We start from the raw sequence: 18,981 nt of genomic DNA on the forward strand, positions 1-18,981 counted from the left end.
GGGATCGGGATCCAGCGCGTAGATCCGAACCTTTTCGAAGTGCTCCAAAACCCAGCATCCCGGAACCCCGAAACCGCAGCCGATATCAAGCACCGTGCGCATCGGTCGGCCGCCATTGAGAAATCGTGGCAGTTCGCTGAACATGATATCGGCCTTGGTTTTGAAACGGGCAAACATCCGCGGATAGACCTCAAGCGGACGATAGTGGGCCAATACGCGCGCGCGCCAGCCGGCATTGGCCTCGGGCTGGATGGGCGACCGCTGGAAGTGATGCTTCAATAGGGGGGGTAAGATCACCAGGCGCCGATGAGCGAATAACCGATGCCGAGAAAAAAGTCACGCCGGCGCTTCGCAGCAGGGTATGCTCGGCAAAGCACAACACACCGAAGCCGATCAGCGTGGAGGCAGCGGCCAGCATGACGGTCAACTTGATGCGCGCGAACGACGACGATTCCGGCCCGCCATAGCGCTGGTAGGCCCGCACCAGATAAAGGGCATAGTCGACCCCCATCCCGAGCACGACGATGGCGAGCATGAGCGCCGGGATATCCAGGGATTTTTCGATCAGATTCATCGTGCCGAGGGTGCTGACCATGGCAAAGGCGATCGGCGCGAGGATGATGCCGACCAGTTTGATATCCAGAAAAAAGAAAAAAAGCAGAATCACCAAGGCGATACCGATGACCACGAGCATTTCCATGAACGAGAAAAAGAGCGTGTGACCCAGTCGTTCGGAGAAAAAGCGCGGATCGAAGATACGCGCCGTCTGGCCGTAGGCGTCGCGAAATGCCTTGGGATCATAGCCGGCCCCGGGAGTGATGGCGGAAACCTGAATCCAGGTGTTCTCAGTGGTGCGGGAGATTCCCATGAGCGCGTAAAACCGTTCCGGCATGCTTGCCCCCCCCATGGGCGGAGCGTCTGCCGTGAGCATGTCGAAAAAGGGGCGAAAGGCATCGTCCGCGAACCCATAGTCCGTGGCCACGGCCAGGGCCTGCCGGGTCGCGGCGACTCTGGCCGGCGTCCAGAAAGCTTCCAGGCCGAAAAATGCTCTTGGCTCAGGGCCTCTCCCGGAAAATCATGGCGGGCAGAAACCCGACGTCGAGACGACCCGCCGCCGTATCGGCCGCAAGCGCCGGCAGCAGACGGTCCCCGGCCGCCTGCAGCCCAAGCGGTGACGCCGCTTCGGTCAGCATGTAAATCTTGTTGAAAATGCTCGCGCCCCAAACATCGGTCATCAGCGCCTCGGCCGCCTGAGTTTCCCGCGTCACGGTGTTCATGGCGGTCAGGCTGATGTTAAAGCGCGGCGTCGCGAAAAACGCCATCCCCAGGCCGAAGACCAGGGCGATCAGCACGGCCCTTTTCCCGGGCTCGGGCAGCGCGGCCACAAGGCGGCGAAAGGGCATGGGCCGATCCGTGGCCGGTGGCAGTTCCGGGAAAATCCGCGGAAAAACCAGATGAACGAACAAAAGGAAAAGCCGATACCCATGGCCGAGAACTGGCCAAGCTGCACAAACACCGGAAACGCCGTCAGCGAAAGCGCCGCGAAAGCACCCACGGTCGTCATCGCGGCGACCAGGCCGACGGCCCAGATTTCGGTCGAGGCTTCCCGTCCGAAGGAGGTTTGGCGTCGGTCGAGAAAAAGCAGATAGGCGATGCCGCAATCCACGGTCATGGAAATGATCGCCCCGCCAAACCCCAGGGCCATGATGGAAACCCGTTGATGCCAGAGGGATAGAACGAAAAAAGCCGTCACGGTCCCGGCAATGGCCGGCATGAAGGCAAAAAGCCCCACCACCGGCCGGGGAAAGGAGAAGATGAGAAGCAGGGCGATGCCCAGGGTCGAGAAGAAAATCGCCCGTCGCACATCCCGTTTGGCGATATGTTCGTTGTCCAGGGCGGCGCGGTAGGCCCCCATGGGTGTCACCGTCACTTTTTCGGGCGCGCCGAAGGTTAACGCCAGTTCATCGCCGATGGCGGTCATGAGCGCGTTCAACCGGCCGGCGAATGCCGTATCCGTGGCGGACTGGATCGGTGTGGCCACCAACAGAAGATGCCGGTGATCCGGCGAAAGCAGCTTGCCCTTGTAGATCTCGATGTTGCCCGACGGGGCCAATTGGGACAGGCGGGCCATGATCAGGCCGCCGATGCCCAAGGGATCCCGAGCGATGAAACCGGCCTGGCCGATGGCGCCAAGATCCAAAAGCTGCCGTTGAAGTTCGGCCATGCGCGAACGAATACGCTGCGGGTCGAGCCGCGGCAGAACCTGCGCGTCAAGGGTTTGCTGCGAAAAAAGCACCGGCAGATGGTCGGTGATGTGGTTGAGCAGGGCCGGAATCAGCGCCTGAATCGCTTCCGTGCCCACGCGGGCGAAAAGGCCGCTTTCTCGCATGCGCGCTTCCGCCAGCTCGGCGCAACGGACCAGCCGATCCGCATCGGCGACGCTCACCCCCAGATCGATGGCCATCTCGCCTTGCAGGGGATGGTGCTTGAACACATAAGCCGCATCGGAGAAAACAGCTTCCTTCTGGGGCAAAAAATGGGTGATATCCGTGTCGATCCGGACCCGCAGGAAGCTTGCCCCCACAAGGATGAGAATGGCAAGCATCGTCACTCCGAAAAGGGGCCAGTTAAGCCGAAGGGATTTCATTTACAAGGCCTGTAAAAGCATCAGCAACGCCAGCACATGACCGCCGATAATCAGCAGCCGGTGGCGGTGGTAGAATTCGTTCTGTTTTTGAAGGATCCGGAGCCCGCCGCAGAGTCGGCGAAATCGATCCAGGCGAAGATAGCGCGCGTTGTCGGAGGGCGAATTGCTTTGAAAGGCGATTGCCGGATAGGCGGCATACATCCCATCATCGCGCAAATCCCTGAGAAAATCGTCATAGGGAATCCCGCGCCAGGGGTGCTGCAACACAAACGCGGCAAAATCGCGATGAACAACGTAGGCGTGGGTCAGGCTGCGGTATTTGATCCGGCGCACCGACGGGTCGCCTGAGCGGCGGCTGCCGCTGACCATGCAGCCCAGAAAAAGCATGTGCCAGCCTTGGTGCCGGTCGACAAACCCGGCCAGGCGGTCCAGGGTGCGGCCTTCGACCCGATCGAAAATAACGTCGTCCTCGAAAATCAGAATTCTGCGGGCACCTGCGGCAAGGCCCATTTGCATGCATTGCAGGTGGGATTCATAGATGCCCTGCTCGCAATCCGTTGGATGTTTGGGGACGACAACGAATTCCACCCGCGCCTGGATTCCCAGGAGCTCAAACTGCGCACCGGCCTCAATCCGCCGATCGGTCCTTGTGTCCACGGAGATGCAGTATATTTTATCGATACGATCCCAAAAACCTGACATGATGCCCGTTCCGCCCCACGACGCGAATCCGCTCTGTTCCGACGGCATGATGGCCCCCCAATATAGCAGCTGGGCCATCAATACAATAAAAATCACCGGCAGCCGCAGGGCAACCGCATTTGGATCGATTCCAACTTTTCGCGGGCATGGCCCGCTCCTACAACTTCCTGTAATATCAATATGTATCGTCGTTTGTTGTAGGAGCTGGCCTTGCCTGCGACCATTTCTTTATAGAATCGGTTCCAAATGCGGTTCCCCTACTGGCGGCGTCACCGTAGCATGCGATCATCGGCCTTTACAATGGCCGATGCCAGCGGTAATAGCCTATAGCATTCAAGATGATGTCTTTGGGCGGCGTTATCGGTCGTCGCGGTATTGTTTATACAGCTTCCTCCCTCTGGCCTTGCCAAAAACATCATCTTGAATGCTGTATTTTTACCGGGGAAAAAACCGCCACAAAGGATCCGATCTTGAAAATTGTCCTGGTTCATCCGGCCGGCACCAACTGGTGCCCGGCCGAAAAGATATCACCGCCACCGCCAATCGCATGCCCCCCTTGGGTCTGCTCTCCATTGCCGCCTATCTGGAACGTGCCGGTCATGCCGTTTCGGTTGTGGACTGCCTGGGACCGGACGCGCTCTCCGGCGCCGACCCCAACGCCCGGCGCATTCTTGGCGAGGCGCCCGAGCTGGTGGGATTTTCCACGACCACGGCCGGTTTTTTGGACGCCTATGGAATCGCCTCCCGGATCAAGGCCCTTTCCCCCGACACGCCGGTGATCTTCGGCGGCGTGCATGTCTCCGCCCTGGGAGGGCCCCTGCTGCATCATTTCAGCGCCATCGATTACCTGTGCATGGGTGAAGGGGAACGTACGCTGACCGACCTGGCCGCGGGCATGCCAATGGAAACGATTGCCGGGCTGGTGTGGCGGGACAACGGCCGCGCGGTCACCAATCCGCCACGGGAGCCCATCGCCGATTTGGACAGCCTGCCCTTTCCGGCCTATGAGAAGTTAACCGGTTTTCCCAAACGCTACCACCTGCCCCTTTTCAGCTATGTCCAGGCGCCGGGAGCCACCATGGTAACCAGCCGGGGCTGTCCCTACCAGTGCTCGTATTGCGACCGTTCCGTTTTCAAGCGAAGTTTCCGCTACAACTCGGCGGCCTATGTCTACACCCACATGCGCTATCTGCGCCGGCGCTTCGGTATCCGCCACCTCAACATCTACGACGACCTGTTCACCTTGAACCGCCGGCGCATCATCGAACTCTGCGACCTTCTGGCCGCAAGGCCCCTGGGCATCCAGTTCAACTGCGCCGTGCGCGCGGGTCACGCGGATGACGAGCTCCTGAACCTGCTCAAGCGGGCGGGCTGCCTGATGGTTTCTCTGGGCATCGAAACCGGCGACACGGATCTGATGAGTGTGCACAAGCCGGGCGTTCATCTGGAAGAGGTTCGCGATACGGTAAAGCGCATTCAGGCGGCGGGCCTGCGGGCCAAGGGGCTGTTCATGATGGGCCTTCCCGGAGAAACCGAAGCCTCGATTCAAAAGACCAGCGATCTGGTGCTCTCCCTGGGGCTGGACGACATGAACATGTCCAAGTTCACCCCCTTTCACGGCGCTCCGGTATGGCGGACCATCCATGAACAGGGTCAGTTGGAGGAGGACTGGCGCAGGATGAACTGCCTGAATTTCGTCTTCCTTCCCGAGGCCATCGAATCCCGGGAGGTCCTCGATCAGCTCTACAATACCCATGTGAAACGGTTTTACAGCGACCCGGCCTGGCGCAGAAAAATCCGCCGGCGAACCTGGGAGCACCGCCACAGCTTCTGGCGGCTGCTGCGCGACCTGCCCAGCTTTCTTTCCGCCATGCGCACCTTTGAACCGAAAAATCCATATGCGTCAGCGGCGAGCCTGCGGTTGACCGTGGAATGGGGTGAATACCGCCTATTTTAGCGGGGCGTCAGCAGCGGGCCGTTCGCCGTTTTGCTTTCGCATTGCCAATTCCAGGTAATAACGGCTCTGCGCATCAGTAGGGTTGTGTGACAGGGCCGTGTTCAGAAGGGCCATGGCTTTTGGCAGATTCCCCTGCAGGTAATACGCGGTGCCCAGTTCGCCAAGAATCAGCGCATCATCGGGCGTTAACCCAAGCGCGGTGGTCAGGCGGTCGATGGCACGCCCCGGTGCGTTGCGGCGCAATTCCACCATTCCCAGATATTTATGGGCATCCGCCTTGCGCGGTGCCAAGCCGATGGCGGCCGTAAACAACCGTGCGGCTCATCCAGGGATCCGGTTTCGGCCATCAGCAGGCCAAGGGTCGTCAAAGCCGGCTCATAGGCCGGATCGAGCGCGATGACCGCACGCAGGCATTCAGCGGCAGCGGCGTTCTCGCCCGTTGCGAGGTGGGCCAGGGCCAGATTGTAGTTGTCGATCGTCGAGGCCCCATGGGTCTTGCGTTTCTTTTGGATGGCGGCAATCTGAATGTCGGCGCAAGCGGCTTTGAGATCGGCGTCACTGAACATCCCATAGGATGGCACCATGACCCGTCCGCAATAATCAACGACGGTTTTCCGGTAGCGCTGCCGCTGGCCGGGATCGAGATTCGCCATCGAAAGCACATCGAACATGGGCAGATTGGCTGACGCGGCGAATGCCACCAGATCGAGCAAGGTCCCGGCATCATTGTGGCTGTCGAGAAACCGCTGATTCACCGGAGACAAGCGACGCGTTTTACCGATCATGCGCGCGATATCCACATTGCTGTGGTAGAGGGTCCGGGGTGCCGAGAACTCCAGATACGGTCGATCGTCCGTATGCAGCCGTCCCGGACCAAAGAGCTGCCGCAGGTCCTCGTTCAGGATCAGGTGAACGAGAAAACCGATATCGGCGAAGTCAACGATTGACGAGCGTTTGGCATAATGGGCGTTGTGCTCGGCGATGGTCCAGTCGAACCGCTGTTCGGGATTGTTGAACCCCAGCATCAGGTAATCCACGGGCCCCACCTTGATCAGGGCGTTGGCCGGGAACGCCATGGCAAACGTTCTTCCCAACAGGGAAAAGGTCTCCCCATCCAATTCATAGGCCTGGATCCATTGGGCGAAGATGCCATCCTGGCTCAGGCGCCGTCGGGCCAGCTGGAAGAAATCCAGGGAATAGAGATTGGCCAGTCCGGCCATCCAGGGATTGGACGGTTCCGAGATGATCACATCGTAAATTTCGCGGGTCAGGGCCAGGTGATTGCGGCCATCCTGAACGATCAGACGCGTGCGCGGATCATCCAGGCAGTGATTGTTCCATGGGGCGAAGTAGTTCCGGCAGGCGATGGCCACCGCCGCATTGATCTCCAGGATGTCCAGGCGCTCGACCGGATAGAGCAGTACCTCTCCGGCGGTCATGCCACTGGCCAGTCCCAGCAGCATGACCTTTTCGGCCTTGGGATGGAACAACATGGGAATGTGCGCCGAGAGCGTCTGCGTGGAGCGGTCCCCATGGGATGAGGCATCGGCTTTTCCGCTGTTGAAAAGGGCGAACTCGACGGTTCCCAGGCTGGTGGTTTCCTTTTCCACGGTGGTGAAGCCGCTGGCCCCTTCCCCCTGAAAAACGACCGCCAATCCCTGGCGGTGGTCGGCGATCCGTCGGCTTCCGCGCATCAGCGCCTCGATCCACCCGCTGCGGTCCAGATCCGCCTGAAGCACGCCGAAGTCACGATACCATCCCCGGGAAAGCAGATCCGTACGCCAGTTGGGGAAAAGGCCGATCAGCAAGCATCCGATGGCGACCAGCCCGGCACTGACCAGCCGCTGCCATCGCCGAGTCGAATGGAGAAAGGTCAGCCGCAAGCCCAACAGGCCGGCCAGGGAGAATTGAAGCGCGATGACCAGCCGCAAACCGTTCATCTTGCCCATCCAGGGAACCAGCACAAACCCGGCGGCAAATGAGCCGGACAGGGCGCCCAGGGTATTCAGGGCATAGGCGGTCCCCAGACGGCGTCCCAGGGTGGCGATGGATGATATGGCGATGCGGTTGACCAGCGGAAACGCAGCGCCCAGGAAAAGGGTTGGCGCCAGCAGCACGCAGAAAATCACGATCGATTGGATGAGCACAAGGTGAGAAAAGTGTCCTTGATAGGCATGGATCAATTTGGCGAAAAAGAACTGTCCCCCTCCCAGCAGTTGGCTGACGGCAAGGGCCGCCAAAGCGGCCGCCATCTGCGTGCCGATCATCCAGCCCAGAGCGTGGGGGGTCCGGTCGGCCAAGCGGCCGAAAAGAATGCTGCCCACGGCCAGCCCCACGATAAAGGCCGCCACCACCAGGGTGAAGCAATAGGTGGTCGGTCCGGCGATGAGCCCCAAAAGCCTGGTCCACAAGACTTCATAGGCCATGGCGCAAAATCCGGAAACGGCGAACAGGGACACCCCCAGACGCGCTGTGCGCGTATCGGCACCGTCCGCCATCACCGGCTGCACCGGGTGTCTTGCCGGTTCCCGGTCTTTTTTCGAGCTGGGACGCTTGCCCTCGGCTGCCCCCAGGCGGGAGAGCAGGATGCAGGAAATGCCGATCAGGCCATTGACGCCGGCGAACAGGGTCAGGCTCCGCCAGACGCCCAGACTGTTGATCAGCACAAACCCGCACAAAAGCACACCCAGGGCCGCGCCTACCGTGTTGAGGCCGTACAGCCAGCCGGTGCGGGCGCCGATATGCTCCAAGCGCAGGACATAATACCGGCAAAGAACCGGCAACGTCGCTCCCATGAGCGCGGCGGGCACCACCAGGATGAGAACACAGCCGCCAAACGCGGCCGCCAGATAACACCAAAAATGGTCGAGGAGCCGGTCGTAGATGGCTGGTAGAGCGGCAACGCGGCGTTGATCAATCTGGGTATGAAAAGGGCACAGGCGCCAATGCCCAGCTCCATGACGCCGTAGACCGCAAGGAGCGCCGAGCGCCGGGTGACCCGCCGAGTGACCCGCCGAGTGATCCGCCAAGTGATCCGATCAATCAGCCGACCGGAGAGGTAGCTGCCCAAGGCCAGCCCGGCCATGAAAACGGAAAGCACCGTTGCCACGCTAAAGGGTGCACTGCCGATGACTTTGTCGATCAGCCGCACCCAAAGGACTTCATAGACCAGGCCGGCGGCACCGGAAAGGAAAAAGCAGCCGGCCACGAACACGGAGCGATAACTGCGGCCAACCGCCACTGACAAAGGCTGGGAGGAAGCGGTTTTCAATGGGCTAAGGCAAAGCCGGATCAACGTCGGCTTTCAGACGCCGCGCTTTCCAGCCATAGATAAAGCCGCACAAACCAAAAATGATCGCCAGACCGGCCAGCGCCGTCAATGGACGCGGCATTTTCTGCGAGGCGGTCGGGGTGGCCGGCGGTTGGCCGGTCGCATCGGCCTGGCCTTCCGCAGCCACCGTAAAGTCCAGCGCCAGGCGGTGCCCCATGCCGTCACTGACGATGGCCTGCCAAGCGCCGGGGACGTCAGCGTTCACCATGAAGCAACCGTTGCGATCGGTTCGACCCGTTTGAAAGGCGATGTCCGATTGGGGGGCCTTGATCTCGACGCGGCATAGCTCATGGGTTCCCCATCGTCGTAAAGCGCCGTGATGCAATAGCCGCCGGCCGAATCAACACGCCCCTCGACGCCATGGCACCAGCCTGCCGAAGCGGTCAAAAGCGTTGCCGCTAAAATTACATTCCAAATGGTCAAAAGGGTTTTCATGCGCTTCTCCTTATTCAACACCACAACACCGGCATGACCGTCTGATCAACGTTCGGCATTCACCGCCTCCCCGAGCGGCGTCTTCTCCTGCTCGAACGGATGCAGGCGACTGAAAAAGAAATAGGCCACAAGTCCTAGCCCGATGGTTCCCAGCCCGAACAGAGCGGTTATCGGCCGGCTCCGGATCGAGAAAAAAATGATCCACAGATTGCCCAAGATGAACACCAGTGGGGTCAACGGATAGCCGAAAGTCCGGTAGGTGCCGGCAGCAGGAGCGGATCTTTGGCGAATGACCATCAAGCCGACCACCGTCAACATGGCGAACAGCGAAAGAGTAAATCCGATATAGAGCAAAAGGCTGTCGAAGGATGCGGAAACCACCATGATGATGGCAATGCCGGCCTGCAGGAAAATGGATGCGGCGGGCGTCTTCCGATTCATGTTCAGACGGCCGAATACAGGGAAGAAAAGCCGGTCTTTGGACATGGCGTAGTAGATCCGGGGCCCGGTCATAATCATGGCGCTCAGAACCGACAACAGCCCCAGGGCGACCGCCGCGCTGAAAATCCTGCGCAAATGGGGGCCGAAAAGGGATTCCGCCGATTTGGCGCCGATTTCGAGCACGCCTTTAATATCTTCGGGGGGCAGTGCGTAGAGGTAGACGAGATTCAGCAGCAAATAGAGGATCACCACGACAGCCGTGCCAGCGAACAGCGAAAGCGGGATGTTGCGCTGCGGGTCGGTGATCTCCGCACCCAGGTAAGCGGCGGCATTCCATCCGCTATAGGCAAAGGAGACGAAAATCAGGGCAACGGCAAACTTCTCCGACGACCATGCGATCGACGCAGGAGCCGAGAAATGGGCCGTACTGCCCTTGCCTATGACAAACCCGGCGCCGATGAAGGCGACGATCAGGATCAGCTTGAACACGGTCAGCCCGTTCTGCACGCGGCTGCCCACGCGCAGACTGTGGTAATGGACCATGGAGAAGATCAGGATCACGCCCATGGCGGTAAGGGTCGAGGGGGACAGGGTCGCCAGCCGCGTGCCGGCCAGGGAGAAGGTCATCCCGCCTTGGTCCATGGGAATTGAAAAGGCCTGGGAAAGATAGGTGGCAAAGGCCATCGCCGAGGCGGCAATGGGTGCGGAAAAACCGACGATCAGGGAAATCCACCCGGACAAAAAGCCCACCGGCGGCCCCAGGCTCTCCCTGAGAAAAACATACTCGCCGCCGGCCCGGGGGAACCGCACACCCAGTTCTCCGTAGCACAGGGCGCCGCACAGGGCGAACAGCCCGCCGCACAGCCAGCACAGAAGCAGTGCGCGCGGGCTGCCCAACTCGGCCATGATAAACCCGGTGGTTGTGAAGATACCGGTTCCGACCATGTTGGCCACGACCAGGGCCGTGGCCGAAAACCCGCCGATCTCGCGCTTCAGTCCATTTGCGTTGAATGCATTTTTCATTATTTAACTTCAAAGGTAAACGCCACGTTATGCATATACTCATCACAGGTTTCCAGGTCGGCAAACGGGCAGCGATGGGAAATCGTGACCATCCAATAGCCGGCATTTTTCAATTGCAGCGCGGCCTTGCCTTGGGCGTCGGTGCTGGTCTCCACCGGATAATGGTGGTGTCTTTTTTTGGTATCCTTTTTTTCTGGTGGAGCCGGTTTATGAGGCGCGATATCTTCAGCATTGAATCCGGCATAGGTGGCTCTGACCGTTGCATCGGCAAGCGGTTTCTCATTGAAAAGGACCTGGACCGCCAATCCATCGCCGGCCTTTATCTTCGATGGATCGGTAATCGGGATGATCTCGAGGGGTTGACCGGTCACACCACCGAGATTTTTGTCGCTACCGCCGGCAATCAGCACGGTTTTCGCCTGGAGATGAAAGTTGGTGCACTTGACGGCGTTTTCAACCGCCTTCTTATTCCCCCATTTGCGGCCATCGGGTGTCATCGTGAAGAAACCTGGCTTGACCCGGGCAGTAATCAGCCAGCGCCCGGCTTGTCGATGGCCAATTGGTATTTTCCCGTCGACATCTGGGTCAGATCGACCGTGGCGCCGCTGGGATCGACCGCCTGAATATTCTCCAGCTGTCCGTCCTTAATCTGCTGATCCACGCGGTTGGCCGGATACGTGTGCCCCCAGCCGATGCCGATCTCGACGGTCGTGCCAACCGCTGGGAAGTAATTATCGGGATTGAGCCACAAGTTGTGGGCATGGGCAGCGCCACCAAAGGCAAGCGAACAAAACACCGTGACCATCAGAACGACGAAGGCTTTTCGCAACATTTCAATTCTCCCTGTTTACTATTTTAGGCGTAAAAAGTCGCTTTTCCGACGGATTCGTAAAAAGCCCGAGATCAAGGCTTGCGAATCCTGAGGAATGAGGCGTACTTGGCGTACGCCGCAGTGACGAAAGATGAGCGTAACGCCGATATCGGGCTTTTTACGAATCCGTCAATTATTGGGCAACCCGCCCGCCATCGGCTAAAAAATCGCCCACATAAAGCAGATACTCGAAGGGCATGCGGCCAGTTCCCACCTGCTCCAGAATCGTCCCCAGGCTCCCTTGCAGCACCCGCTCCTTTTCCGCATAACCGGCGCTGAAAACGATGGCCACGGGTGTATCGGGAGCGTAATGGGCGGACAGGCCGTCAATGAATTTTTGGAACTGCGTGCGCATGGTAAACAGCACCATGGTGCTCTGATGGACGGCCATATCCGCCACCGACCATCCGGATGCCAAGATCACCGAATGGGAGCTTTTACCTTCGGTGACGCCGGCCTTGAGGGCCGCATTGGCGGCGTTGAAGCAACTCAGGCCGGGGACCACTTCGGTATCGAGATCACGCAACTCGGTCAGTGACCACGAACAGGGGCCGTAAACCAAGGGGTCGCCGCTGTCGAGCATGGCCACGGTTTTGCCGTCGGCCACCGCCGCGCGCACCAAGGCGGCGAATTCTTCCTGCTTTTGGTGATATTCCTCACAACTCATTTGCTCCCGTCTTTGCTCGGCGGGCTGGCCCTTGGCACAGGGCTTCCCGTAAAAGGGAAAAAGGCGGTGATAACCGGTGAGCACTTCCTTGCCGGACAAAACGTCCTGGAACTTATCCTTGAGTCGTTGGTGGGCGAAAACCAGATCAGCCGATTCGATGACCTTCAGCCCCCGCAGGGTGATCAGATCGGGGTCGCCGGGCCCCACACCCACCAAATAGAATTTTCCCTGGCCGGTCGGTTGCGATGACAAGTCAGGATTGACTGCCGCCCGGCTCAGCGCTTCGCCCACGTAAACGATGGACCGCCATCGATCGATCCCGGAAGTATCGGCGGAAAATCCGCCCACCGTTCCCATGGTGACCTTCTCCTGCCCGACCACACCGGCATTACTGACAATGGCTGCCGGGGTCTGGGCCGGGTAGGACTGCGAAAGACGCGCAAACAGCGCCTGCATGTCCCGAGGCATGAAAATGACCATGGTGGCGCGTTCATGACCGGCCAGTTGCTCGATAGTATCCCGGCTGCCCTCTTTTTTGAAAGGCGCCGTAAGGATGACTTCTCCCAGGCTGACCTTAAGGGCCGCATTGGCGGCGTTGAACGCGCTAAGACCGGGAATGACCGTTGGCGCGAGGTCTTTCAGTTCCTTCACCGTCCACATATCCGGCCCGTAAATGGTGGGATCGCCGCCACTGAGCAAAACCACATGCTTGCCCGCTGATACGGCGTCCCTTACCATGGTGGCAAATTCCGCCTGTTTGCGGTGATATTCCTCGCAGCGCATCGGTTCCCCGGGCCTCTTTTCCCCCTGGCTGATTTTTTTGCAGTCCCTGCCGTAATAACGGAACAGGACGCCATAGCCGTCCACCACCCGTTTGTCGCTAAAATCGATATAAGCGGCCAGTTTCTGTCGGGTTTTCGGGTTGCAGAAAACCACATCCGCGTTGCGGATGGCCTCCGCCGCGCGCACGGTCAGCAGATCGCCATCCCCTGGCCCGATCCCCACGACCGTATAGCTTCCGGGTGTTTTTGCTTGGCTGTTTTCGGTCAGCGGCGGGTGGGTTGCGCACCCGATGACAAATATCCATGCCAGAGCCAACAGCAGGCCGCCCGTCCAGATCCGATACTTCGTCTTTTTGTCATGCATGCGAGTTTCTCCATTCTCAGTATTCCAAGTTGAGCCTATGAGCATTATCCCAGATGGGCTCCCGGTAGGGCTCCCATAAGGATTCCGTTATTTCCGGATAGCTGGAATCGTAATCGTCACCAGTGCTGAACACGGCGACCCGCCGATCGATATCGGAACGGGAGGGTCGGAACGGGAAGCGCTCACATTCACATACCCCTCGTAAGGCAAAAGCAGCCCATACGTCCTGGCCGGGATGGGGCTGCGTTTTCTCATGTCGTGCCTATCCATCAACGCTTCCGACTTAAATAACGGCACGACGAACCACGACAGCCTGAAACACCAAACCCGTCATTTCTGCAGTTCAAACAAAAAAAGCCACAAAAACAGGGGCACATCCGCCCAAGCCTTCGTGGCTGTAGATATTGTTAGGGTGGCTGATTTGTAAGTGTCGAAATAAAAAACTGCGGGTCGTCAAGCGAAGAAGCGCCTTCATTGCACCAGTAGTCGTATACCGCCTGACAAATGATGGTCTCTATCTCATAACGGTTCGAGCGTCAAGGAAATAAACGCGGGTCGGTTTGTTTCCGACAACCGGTTGCGATCGACCCTCGAAAACGAGAACTGGAAGAAGAATTGTCTGAGGTTCCTTTTGCGTGGCCTCACATCTGAGCCCCGAAGCGCCTGCTTGATAAACCCGTTGGATTCAAGCCATCCTGACAGCTGAAATGGTTGCATGATGAGGCGGGCTTGACATCAAAGGGCAATATCGAAGCGGAGGTGTTTTCTTCCTTCGGCGGGCTGGTGGGTATTCTGGTGGGCTTGACGGCGGCGGCCAGCGGCGCAGGGTTGTTTGACATCCCCTTCATTCTAAACACCGGCATCACATTTATCGCTTTTCTCTTCTCAGCGACGGTCGGCATCGTGTTCGGCTATTTCCCGGCACGCCAGGCGGCCCGCTTGAATCCCATCGATGCCATGCGCCATGAATAACCTGACGCCAGCTATCGTCCTAAAATGGTTCGGCCGTGGCGTTGTCGTTGCGACGCCACGGCCTGATTTTCGATTTGATCCAGTCTTGTTTAGAGACGATTCCGCTTGCGCTTCATCTCCCTGTTAATAGGGGAACAAGGTAAGGATCGGATCCATACCCGGTCGCGCATAATCTTTTGGCGACTCGCCGGATTCAAGTGACACACTGTCCAGGACAGTAACAAATTCCTCGGGCTGATCCAGCTTTTCCAAATACCACAAATCCGCACAGAGTTTATTCATCACGCTATGTCCATACTCCAGGCAGCCCGTTTCGCCCCCCTGGTAGCCAAGCACCAATGCCGTCCAAGTGCTCTCGCTCGATTGTTTTACATAAGCGATGTTGCGTGCCGATTGCAAATCCTCCGGCCAGTTGTCAATGTCCTCACTGGTTGGGTAGGTAACACTATAGCCTCCCTTTCCCGGCGTCGTATTTAACATGACCTGCAGGGCATCCTCCTTACAGGAAGGTTTGACTCCTTGTACGAAATAACTCCCACCGGTCTCCAGAGGATAAAAGGTTTTCAGGTATTGGGCCATCAAAATGCCGGAGGTGACACCGGGGCAGTAATGATCATGAAATTCAAAAGACCGGATGGCATAGGTCGGCGCCCCCTCGGCCACGGCATTGGCGATGGTCACGATCCTGAACTCATTGCCGCCAAAAATTTTATTGTCGAATTTTTCAGCGTATTCCTCTGCATTATCGATATCCAATAAATGCGTTGCATTGATCTGCTCCATAGCAACGGTTGAGAAGAGATTGTAATGGTTCTTATGCCTATGAAAACAATCGGGATACACGGCATCCGGATCGACTTCCAAATAGACGCAAAACCCGGATCGCGGTTGATAAATGGCAAACCAGAGCGCCTTGTCCGCGGCGCTGTGGACTTCCACCAGGCTGCTGTCACCCCGGCCGACACCCAGCACCTGGACCAGGCCGTCCAACGCGCCCATGGTGGATTGTCCGTCGATTTCGGCATAACCCGCGTTGGTCAAGGCGACGAATTTATTTGGATTGAAACGATGAAAAGACCGGGGCAGCATTTTAACCGCCTTTTTCGCAGCCTGTCGGCCGACCGTTTTCCAGTAGGCATAATCGCTGTTCGTTGAGCAATCCCGGGCCGATGCGGAAAATGCAAATCCGGTAACCAACAGGATCATGATCGAAATGGAAAGAACGACGGTTTTCACTGCAATACGCTTTTGACGAAACATGAAGATCTCCTTTCTGTAGTCAACATTTGTTTTGCATGCCGCACCAGGTGCGTCCTGCACCATCTGGAAACCTTCCCTGTTTCGTTGCGTTGTCTTGCGGCCTGGACTGGATCAGCATAATAGACCATCTCGTTTGTGCCGGATCGATATCCTTCTGTGGATATCCGCTTCATTAGGGCCCGCCTTCGATCACCTCCTTTCCATTAAAAACGACGGGGCTAAATGGTGTTATGGCTTAACCAGGCCGGCCAAGGCATATGGATTCGTGCCGGCTTGGATGATCCCATTGTAAAGCGCTTCATCCAGTTTGAATTCGGCGGCGGTGGAGACAAACCGGTCCGGCTGGTCCAGATGGTCCAGCGCGGCCAATACCATGGCGGCCTTGGGCGTGTCTTTGGGGGAGAGATCCTTGAGTGGGGCAAAATCGAAACTCAGCGCCACGCCCTTGCCGCTTTTTTTCTGGGCATCCCAGATAAGCACCATGCCGGCCGGATGGGCGACAGTGATTTTCGCCAGCTGTTCATCGGAAAGGGGCTTGACGACAAGTCCTCTTTTCCCCGGCGTGCAGTCCATGATCACCTGAAAGGCGTCTTCCTTGCACCACACCGGACTGGAGACCACGGTATACCGCTGTCCCTTTGAAAGGGGATAATGGTTGAGAATGTAGTGGGCCATGAGGTAGCCCGAGGTCAGCCCCGGACAGATGTGGTTGTGGAGCTCGGCGCTTTTCAGGAAATCATACGGCGCGCCCTTGGCCCAGGCATTGGCCACGGCCGCCAGGGTGAAAAGATCCCGGCCGGCCTTGTAATCATCGGTCTTCTTCCAGAACGCCGGCTGGGAAATGGCCGCCGGTCCCAGATCCACGGATTCGGAAATCCAGCCCGTCCCTTCCCGGCTGACGATCACCGCCGCGCCGCTTCTTTTGAACAGCATCAGGCGAAAGGCATGGTCCTGGGGACGCTGGAAAAAAGCAGGTTCCCCTTGCCCACCGTGCAACCGGTCGCTATTTGGGCCCGGTCCAGCCAGGGCAGCGCACTGACGCCGTCCACCATCACGAAAGGGGCATCGGTCATCACCAAAAAATCGCTATCGCCCTGAGTGACGCGCAGGGTATCCATGGCCTGGGTGACGGTCGCATCGAATGTCGCCCCAAAACCATTTCCACTAAAACCGACGATTACCGAAAACAATCCGATGAAAAGCCAATGGGTCGTCTTACGCATGTCATTTTCTCCTTTTTTAACTTCGTTTTCCGGCTTGAAAGACGCTGGGTTCGCGCCATCCGCGATTCTCATCATCCATCTGGTTAAACGCCTCTTGGTCAAACACCTCTCGGCCAAACACCTCGAAGGCGGCCCCCTGGTCGACCAGGCGTCCTTGATTCAGGACATACACCCGGTCGGCAATTTTGCGGGCCAACGCGATATCATGGGAGATAAACAGCAGGGAAAAACCATTTTCGTTCTGGCGGCCCTTGAGTTCCCGCAGGATCACCGCCTGGGTGGAAGGGTCCAGCATGGCGGTAATTTCATCGGCCACCAAAAGCTGCGGATCACTGACGAGCGCCCGTGCAATGGCCACGCGCTGCCGCTGGCCGCCACTCAAGGCATGGCAGGTGCGGTGCAGAAAATCCGGAGTGGTGGACAGCTGCATGGCCGACAAGGCGGCAACCGCTTTTTCGTCCCGCGTGCGACGATCCTGCCAGCCCATGATATCCAAGGGCTCGCGGACGGCATCGATCACCGTCAAGCGATGACTGACGGCTTCCCCCGGTCCTGAAACACCATCTGCATGCCACCCATGCGGGCCGTGGCCGCATGATCGCTCACCGGCTGCCCCAAAATCTCACTTCGCCGCCATCGGACACCAGCACCTGTACGAGAATATGGGCCAGGGTGGATTTTCCAGACCCCGAGGCCCCCACCAGGGCCACCACTTCTCCGCGACGAACCGTCAGGCTGACGCCTTGAAGCGCGTCAATCCGTTTACTTCCCAGGTGATAGGTTTTTCTCAGGTCCATGGCCTGCAGCACCGTCTGGATACCGCCCTTGTGGCAGGCCACCTGGCGCTGCAGGCCCACATGGACCAGCTCGGGCCGTTTTTGGGCACAGGTCTTGGATGACTGGCAGCATCGCGCCTGAAACGGGCAACCGCCGGTCTCCCCGGGTCGGGGCGGCGAACCGGCGATACCCCATAGATCCTTGTAGGGGAAAAAATCGGCGGAGGCATTGATCAACCGCGGGTGTAGGGGTGTTGGGGCTTGCGCAACACATCGGCAGTCATGCCGGTCTCAACCACCCGGCCGGCATACAGGGTGAACAACTGACGGGTAAGCCGCCGGACCGCCGGCAAATTGTGGGAAATCAAAATCATGGCGAACCCCATCTGCTGCTGCAGGGAATCCAGCAGTTGCACGATGGCTTCCCGGGATTCGGGATCCAGTGACGTGGTCGGCTCATCCACGATCAAGAGCGCCGGTTCACAGGCCAGCGCCATGGCGATCAGCGCACGCTGGCGCATGCCGCCGGAGAGCTGGTGGGCGTATCCCGCTTGCCAGTCCGGATCGAGGCCGGTCAGGGTCAGCAGTTCGGCGACCCGCTCCCGTGCGGCGCGGGCCGAAAGCCGCAGGTGGGTACGAAGCGGCTCACGCAGCTGTTCGCCCAAGGGAATCACCGGATTGAACGCTTCCGAACGGTTCTGAAAGACCATGCAATCTTGCGCCACTGCAGCAACCGGCGGCGCGATGCCTTCATGCAGGTCAGTTCATGCTCCTGAAAGCGGATACTGCCACTGACCGCGGCATCACCGAGCAGCCCCATGATGGATAGGCCCAGGCTGGTCTTGCCGCACCCGGATTCGCCAATCAGGCCCATGCGGTCGCCGGCGGAGAGGTGGAAGGTTACCCCCATGACGGCCGGTACCGGGGGACGGACCCGATCGTAGACGATGGACAGATTCTCGACGTCAAGCATCAGTGGCCCTCCAGCGCGGGTCAGCAGCCTTTTCGAGATCGCGGCCCACCAGGGCCAGGCTGGTCACCACAATCATCAGGGCCAGCCATGGAAAAACCAGCCACCACTTCCAGAAATCGGTATAGTAGATGCCCTTGAAACTCAGGACATGGTGAATGATCATGCCCCATGAACGCGAGGTGGGGTCGCCCAGGCCAAGGAAGGAAAGCCCCGCCTCGGCAACGATCGCCCGACCGGCCAGCCGGATCATGCTCACCGCGGCCAGGGGAAATATCTCCGGCAGAAAGTGATGCCGCATCAAATAGAAGGCACCGGCCCCATAGGTTTCCGCTGCGTGAACATAACGCCGCTGTTTGAGACTGAGCACGCGGCTGCGCACGATGCGCGCGGTGAACACCCAGGAAAAGGCGGCCAGCACGAAGATGATGGTCTCGACGCGCGGCCCGAGAAACGCGGCCAGCACGATCATTACCGGAAGATCGGGGAGCACCAGCAAAAATGTCGATCAGGCGCATCAGCACGCGGTCCGGCCAGCCGCCCCGATAGCCGGCCAGAAT

Annotated in this window: 21 protein-coding genes and 2 pseudogenes; 2 read left to right on the top strand and 21 right to left on the bottom strand. The window is 58.8% G+C overall.

Annotated features, from left to right (window positions below; genetic code table 11):
- Positions 1-190: 190 nt before the first annotated feature.
- The 4 genes from JCM12296_RS22815 to JCM12296_RS22830 all read right to left on the bottom strand — a co-directional run bounded on the left by JCM12296_RS22815 (position 191) and on the right by JCM12296_RS22830 (position 3,397).
- Positions 191-982, bottom strand: coding sequence for an MMPL family transporter (locus tag JCM12296_RS22815; protein WP_054698386.1), 792 nt, complete (start codon positions 980-982; stop codon positions 191-193).
- 73 nt (positions 983-1,055) lie between these two features.
- Entirely contained in the window at positions 1,056-1,352 is a 297-nt protein-coding gene (locus JCM12296_RS22820; RefSeq protein WP_157067826.1) for a hypothetical protein, read from the bottom strand.
- Positions 1,346-2,605 (bottom strand): MMPL family transporter, encoded by a 1,260-nt coding sequence (locus JCM12296_RS22825; RefSeq protein WP_172684046.1) that lies wholly within the window; start codon positions 2,603-2,605, stop codon positions 1,346-1,348. Before JCM12296_RS22825 ends, JCM12296_RS22820 begins: the two co-directional genes overlap by 7 nt.
- A 42-nt stretch (positions 2,606-2,647) precedes the next feature.
- Positions 2,648-3,397, bottom strand: a complete 750-nt coding sequence (locus JCM12296_RS22830) for a glycosyltransferase family 25 protein (protein WP_157067827.1) — start codon at positions 3,395-3,397, stop codon at positions 2,648-2,650.
- A gap of 460 nt (positions 3,398-3,857) precedes the next feature.
- Here JCM12296_RS22830 and JCM12296_RS22835 point away from each other — a divergent pair, with 460 nt between their 5' ends.
- On the top strand, positions 3,858-5,306 hold the full coding sequence (locus tag JCM12296_RS22835; protein WP_218188238.1) for a B12-binding domain-containing radical SAM protein: 1,449 nt from the start codon (positions 3,858-3,860) through the stop codon (positions 5,304-5,306).
- Here JCM12296_RS22835 and JCM12296_RS22840 read toward each other — a convergent pair.
- The 9 genes and pseudogenes from JCM12296_RS22840 to JCM12296_RS22880 form a co-directional block, all read right to left on the bottom strand.
- Positions 5,298-5,549 carry a tetratricopeptide repeat protein gene (locus tag JCM12296_RS22840; RefSeq protein ID WP_172684047.1) on the bottom strand — a complete coding sequence of 84 codons (252 nt, stop codon included), beginning with the start codon at positions 5,547-5,549 and terminating at the stop codon, positions 5,298-5,300. The genes JCM12296_RS22835 and JCM12296_RS22840 overlap by 9 nt on opposite strands.
- A gap of 21 nt (positions 5,550-5,570) precedes the next feature.
- Positions 5,571-5,618: pseudogene (locus tag JCM12296_RS50735) on the bottom strand (hypothetical protein); the annotation flags it as partial.
- A gap of 764 nt (positions 5,619-6,382) precedes the next feature.
- Positions 6,383-8,335 (bottom strand): annotated as a pseudogene (locus tag JCM12296_RS22845) (spermidine synthase); the annotation flags it as partial.
- A 246-nt stretch (positions 8,336-8,581) separates the two neighbouring features.
- Positions 8,582-8,845, bottom strand: a complete 264-nt coding sequence (locus JCM12296_RS22855; RefSeq protein ID WP_054698400.1) for a hypothetical protein — start codon at positions 8,843-8,845, stop codon at positions 8,582-8,584.
- Positions 8,839-9,072 carry a hypothetical protein gene (locus JCM12296_RS22860; RefSeq protein WP_054698402.1) on the bottom strand — a complete coding sequence of 78 codons (234 nt, stop codon included), beginning with the start codon at positions 9,070-9,072 and terminating at the stop codon, positions 8,839-8,841. Before JCM12296_RS22860 ends, JCM12296_RS22855 begins: the two co-directional genes overlap by 7 nt.
- A gap of 45 nt (positions 9,073-9,117) precedes the next feature.
- Positions 9,118-10,536, bottom strand: coding sequence for an APC family permease (locus tag JCM12296_RS22865; RefSeq protein WP_083456421.1), 1,419 nt, complete (start codon positions 10,534-10,536; stop codon positions 9,118-9,120).
- A complete protein-coding gene (locus tag JCM12296_RS22870; RefSeq protein WP_083456422.1) occupies positions 10,536-11,102 on the bottom strand; it encodes a DUF4198 domain-containing protein in 567 nt (188 codons plus the stop codon). The genes JCM12296_RS22865 and JCM12296_RS22870 overlap by 1 nt, the downstream gene beginning before the upstream one ends.
- Entirely contained in the window at positions 11,066-11,368 is a 303-nt protein-coding gene (locus JCM12296_RS22875; protein WP_054698406.1) for a DUF4198 domain-containing protein, read from the bottom strand. The genes JCM12296_RS22870 and JCM12296_RS22875 overlap by 37 nt, the downstream gene beginning before the upstream one ends.
- A gap of 172 nt (positions 11,369-11,540) precedes the next feature.
- Positions 11,541-13,220 carry an SAM-dependent methyltransferase gene (locus tag JCM12296_RS22880; protein ID WP_054698408.1) on the bottom strand — a complete coding sequence of 560 codons (1,680 nt, stop codon included), beginning with the start codon at positions 13,218-13,220 and terminating at the stop codon, positions 11,541-11,543.
- A gap of 729 nt (positions 13,221-13,949) precedes the next feature.
- Here JCM12296_RS22880 and JCM12296_RS22885 point away from each other — a divergent pair.
- Positions 13,950-14,192, top strand: a complete 243-nt coding sequence (locus tag JCM12296_RS22885; protein WP_054698410.1) for an ABC transporter permease — start codon at positions 13,950-13,952, stop codon at positions 14,190-14,192.
- A 123-nt stretch (positions 14,193-14,315) separates the two neighbouring features.
- On the opposite strand, the gene JCM12296_RS22890 is transcribed toward JCM12296_RS22885, so the two are convergent.
- From JCM12296_RS22890 to JCM12296_RS22925, 8 genes are all read right to left on the bottom strand, one after another.
- The gene (locus tag JCM12296_RS22890) at positions 14,316-15,452 is read right to left on the bottom strand and encodes an FmdE family protein (RefSeq protein ID WP_054698412.1); all 1,137 of its coding nucleotides are present in this window, start codon (positions 15,450-15,452) and stop codon (positions 14,316-14,318) included.
- Positions 15,453-15,680: 228 nt separating this feature from the next.
- Positions 15,681-16,385, bottom strand: coding sequence for an FmdE family protein (locus tag JCM12296_RS22895; RefSeq protein WP_054698414.1), 705 nt, complete (start codon positions 16,383-16,385; stop codon positions 15,681-15,683).
- Positions 16,385-16,675, bottom strand: a complete 291-nt coding sequence (locus JCM12296_RS22900) for a hypothetical protein (protein ID WP_054698416.1) — start codon at positions 16,673-16,675, stop codon at positions 16,385-16,387. The genes JCM12296_RS22895 and JCM12296_RS22900 overlap by 1 nt, the downstream gene beginning before the upstream one ends.
- Positions 16,676-16,691: 16 nt before the next feature.
- Positions 16,692-17,195 carry an ATP-binding cassette domain-containing protein gene (locus JCM12296_RS47985; protein WP_281492129.1) on the bottom strand — a complete coding sequence of 168 codons (504 nt, stop codon included), beginning with the start codon at positions 17,193-17,195 and terminating at the stop codon, positions 16,692-16,694.
- 82 nt (positions 17,196-17,277) lie between these two features.
- Positions 17,278-17,688, bottom strand: a complete 411-nt coding sequence (locus tag JCM12296_RS47990) for an ATP-binding cassette domain-containing protein (RefSeq protein WP_054698419.1) — start codon at positions 17,686-17,688, stop codon at positions 17,278-17,280.
- Positions 17,685-18,161, bottom strand: a complete 477-nt coding sequence (locus tag JCM12296_RS47995; protein ID WP_054698421.1) for an ATP-binding cassette domain-containing protein — start codon at positions 18,159-18,161, stop codon at positions 17,685-17,687. Before JCM12296_RS47995 ends, JCM12296_RS47990 begins: the two co-directional genes overlap by 4 nt.
- Positions 18,122-18,424 carry an ATP-binding cassette domain-containing protein gene (locus tag JCM12296_RS48000; RefSeq protein WP_054698423.1) on the bottom strand — a complete coding sequence of 101 codons (303 nt, stop codon included), beginning with the start codon at positions 18,422-18,424 and terminating at the stop codon, positions 18,122-18,124. Before JCM12296_RS48000 ends, JCM12296_RS47995 begins: the two co-directional genes overlap by 40 nt.
- On the bottom strand, positions 18,417-18,914 hold the full coding sequence (locus JCM12296_RS22925; protein ID WP_246804760.1) for an ABC transporter permease: 498 nt from the start codon (positions 18,912-18,914) through the stop codon (positions 18,417-18,419). The genes JCM12296_RS48000 and JCM12296_RS22925 overlap by 8 nt, the downstream gene beginning before the upstream one ends.
- Positions 18,915-18,981: the final 67 nt, after the last annotated feature.

Source organism: Desulfosarcina cetonica JCM 12296 (assembly GCF_001311845.1).
Taxonomy (GTDB): domain Bacteria; phylum Desulfobacterota; class Desulfobacteria; order Desulfobacterales; family Desulfosarcinaceae; genus Desulfosarcina; species Desulfosarcina cetonica.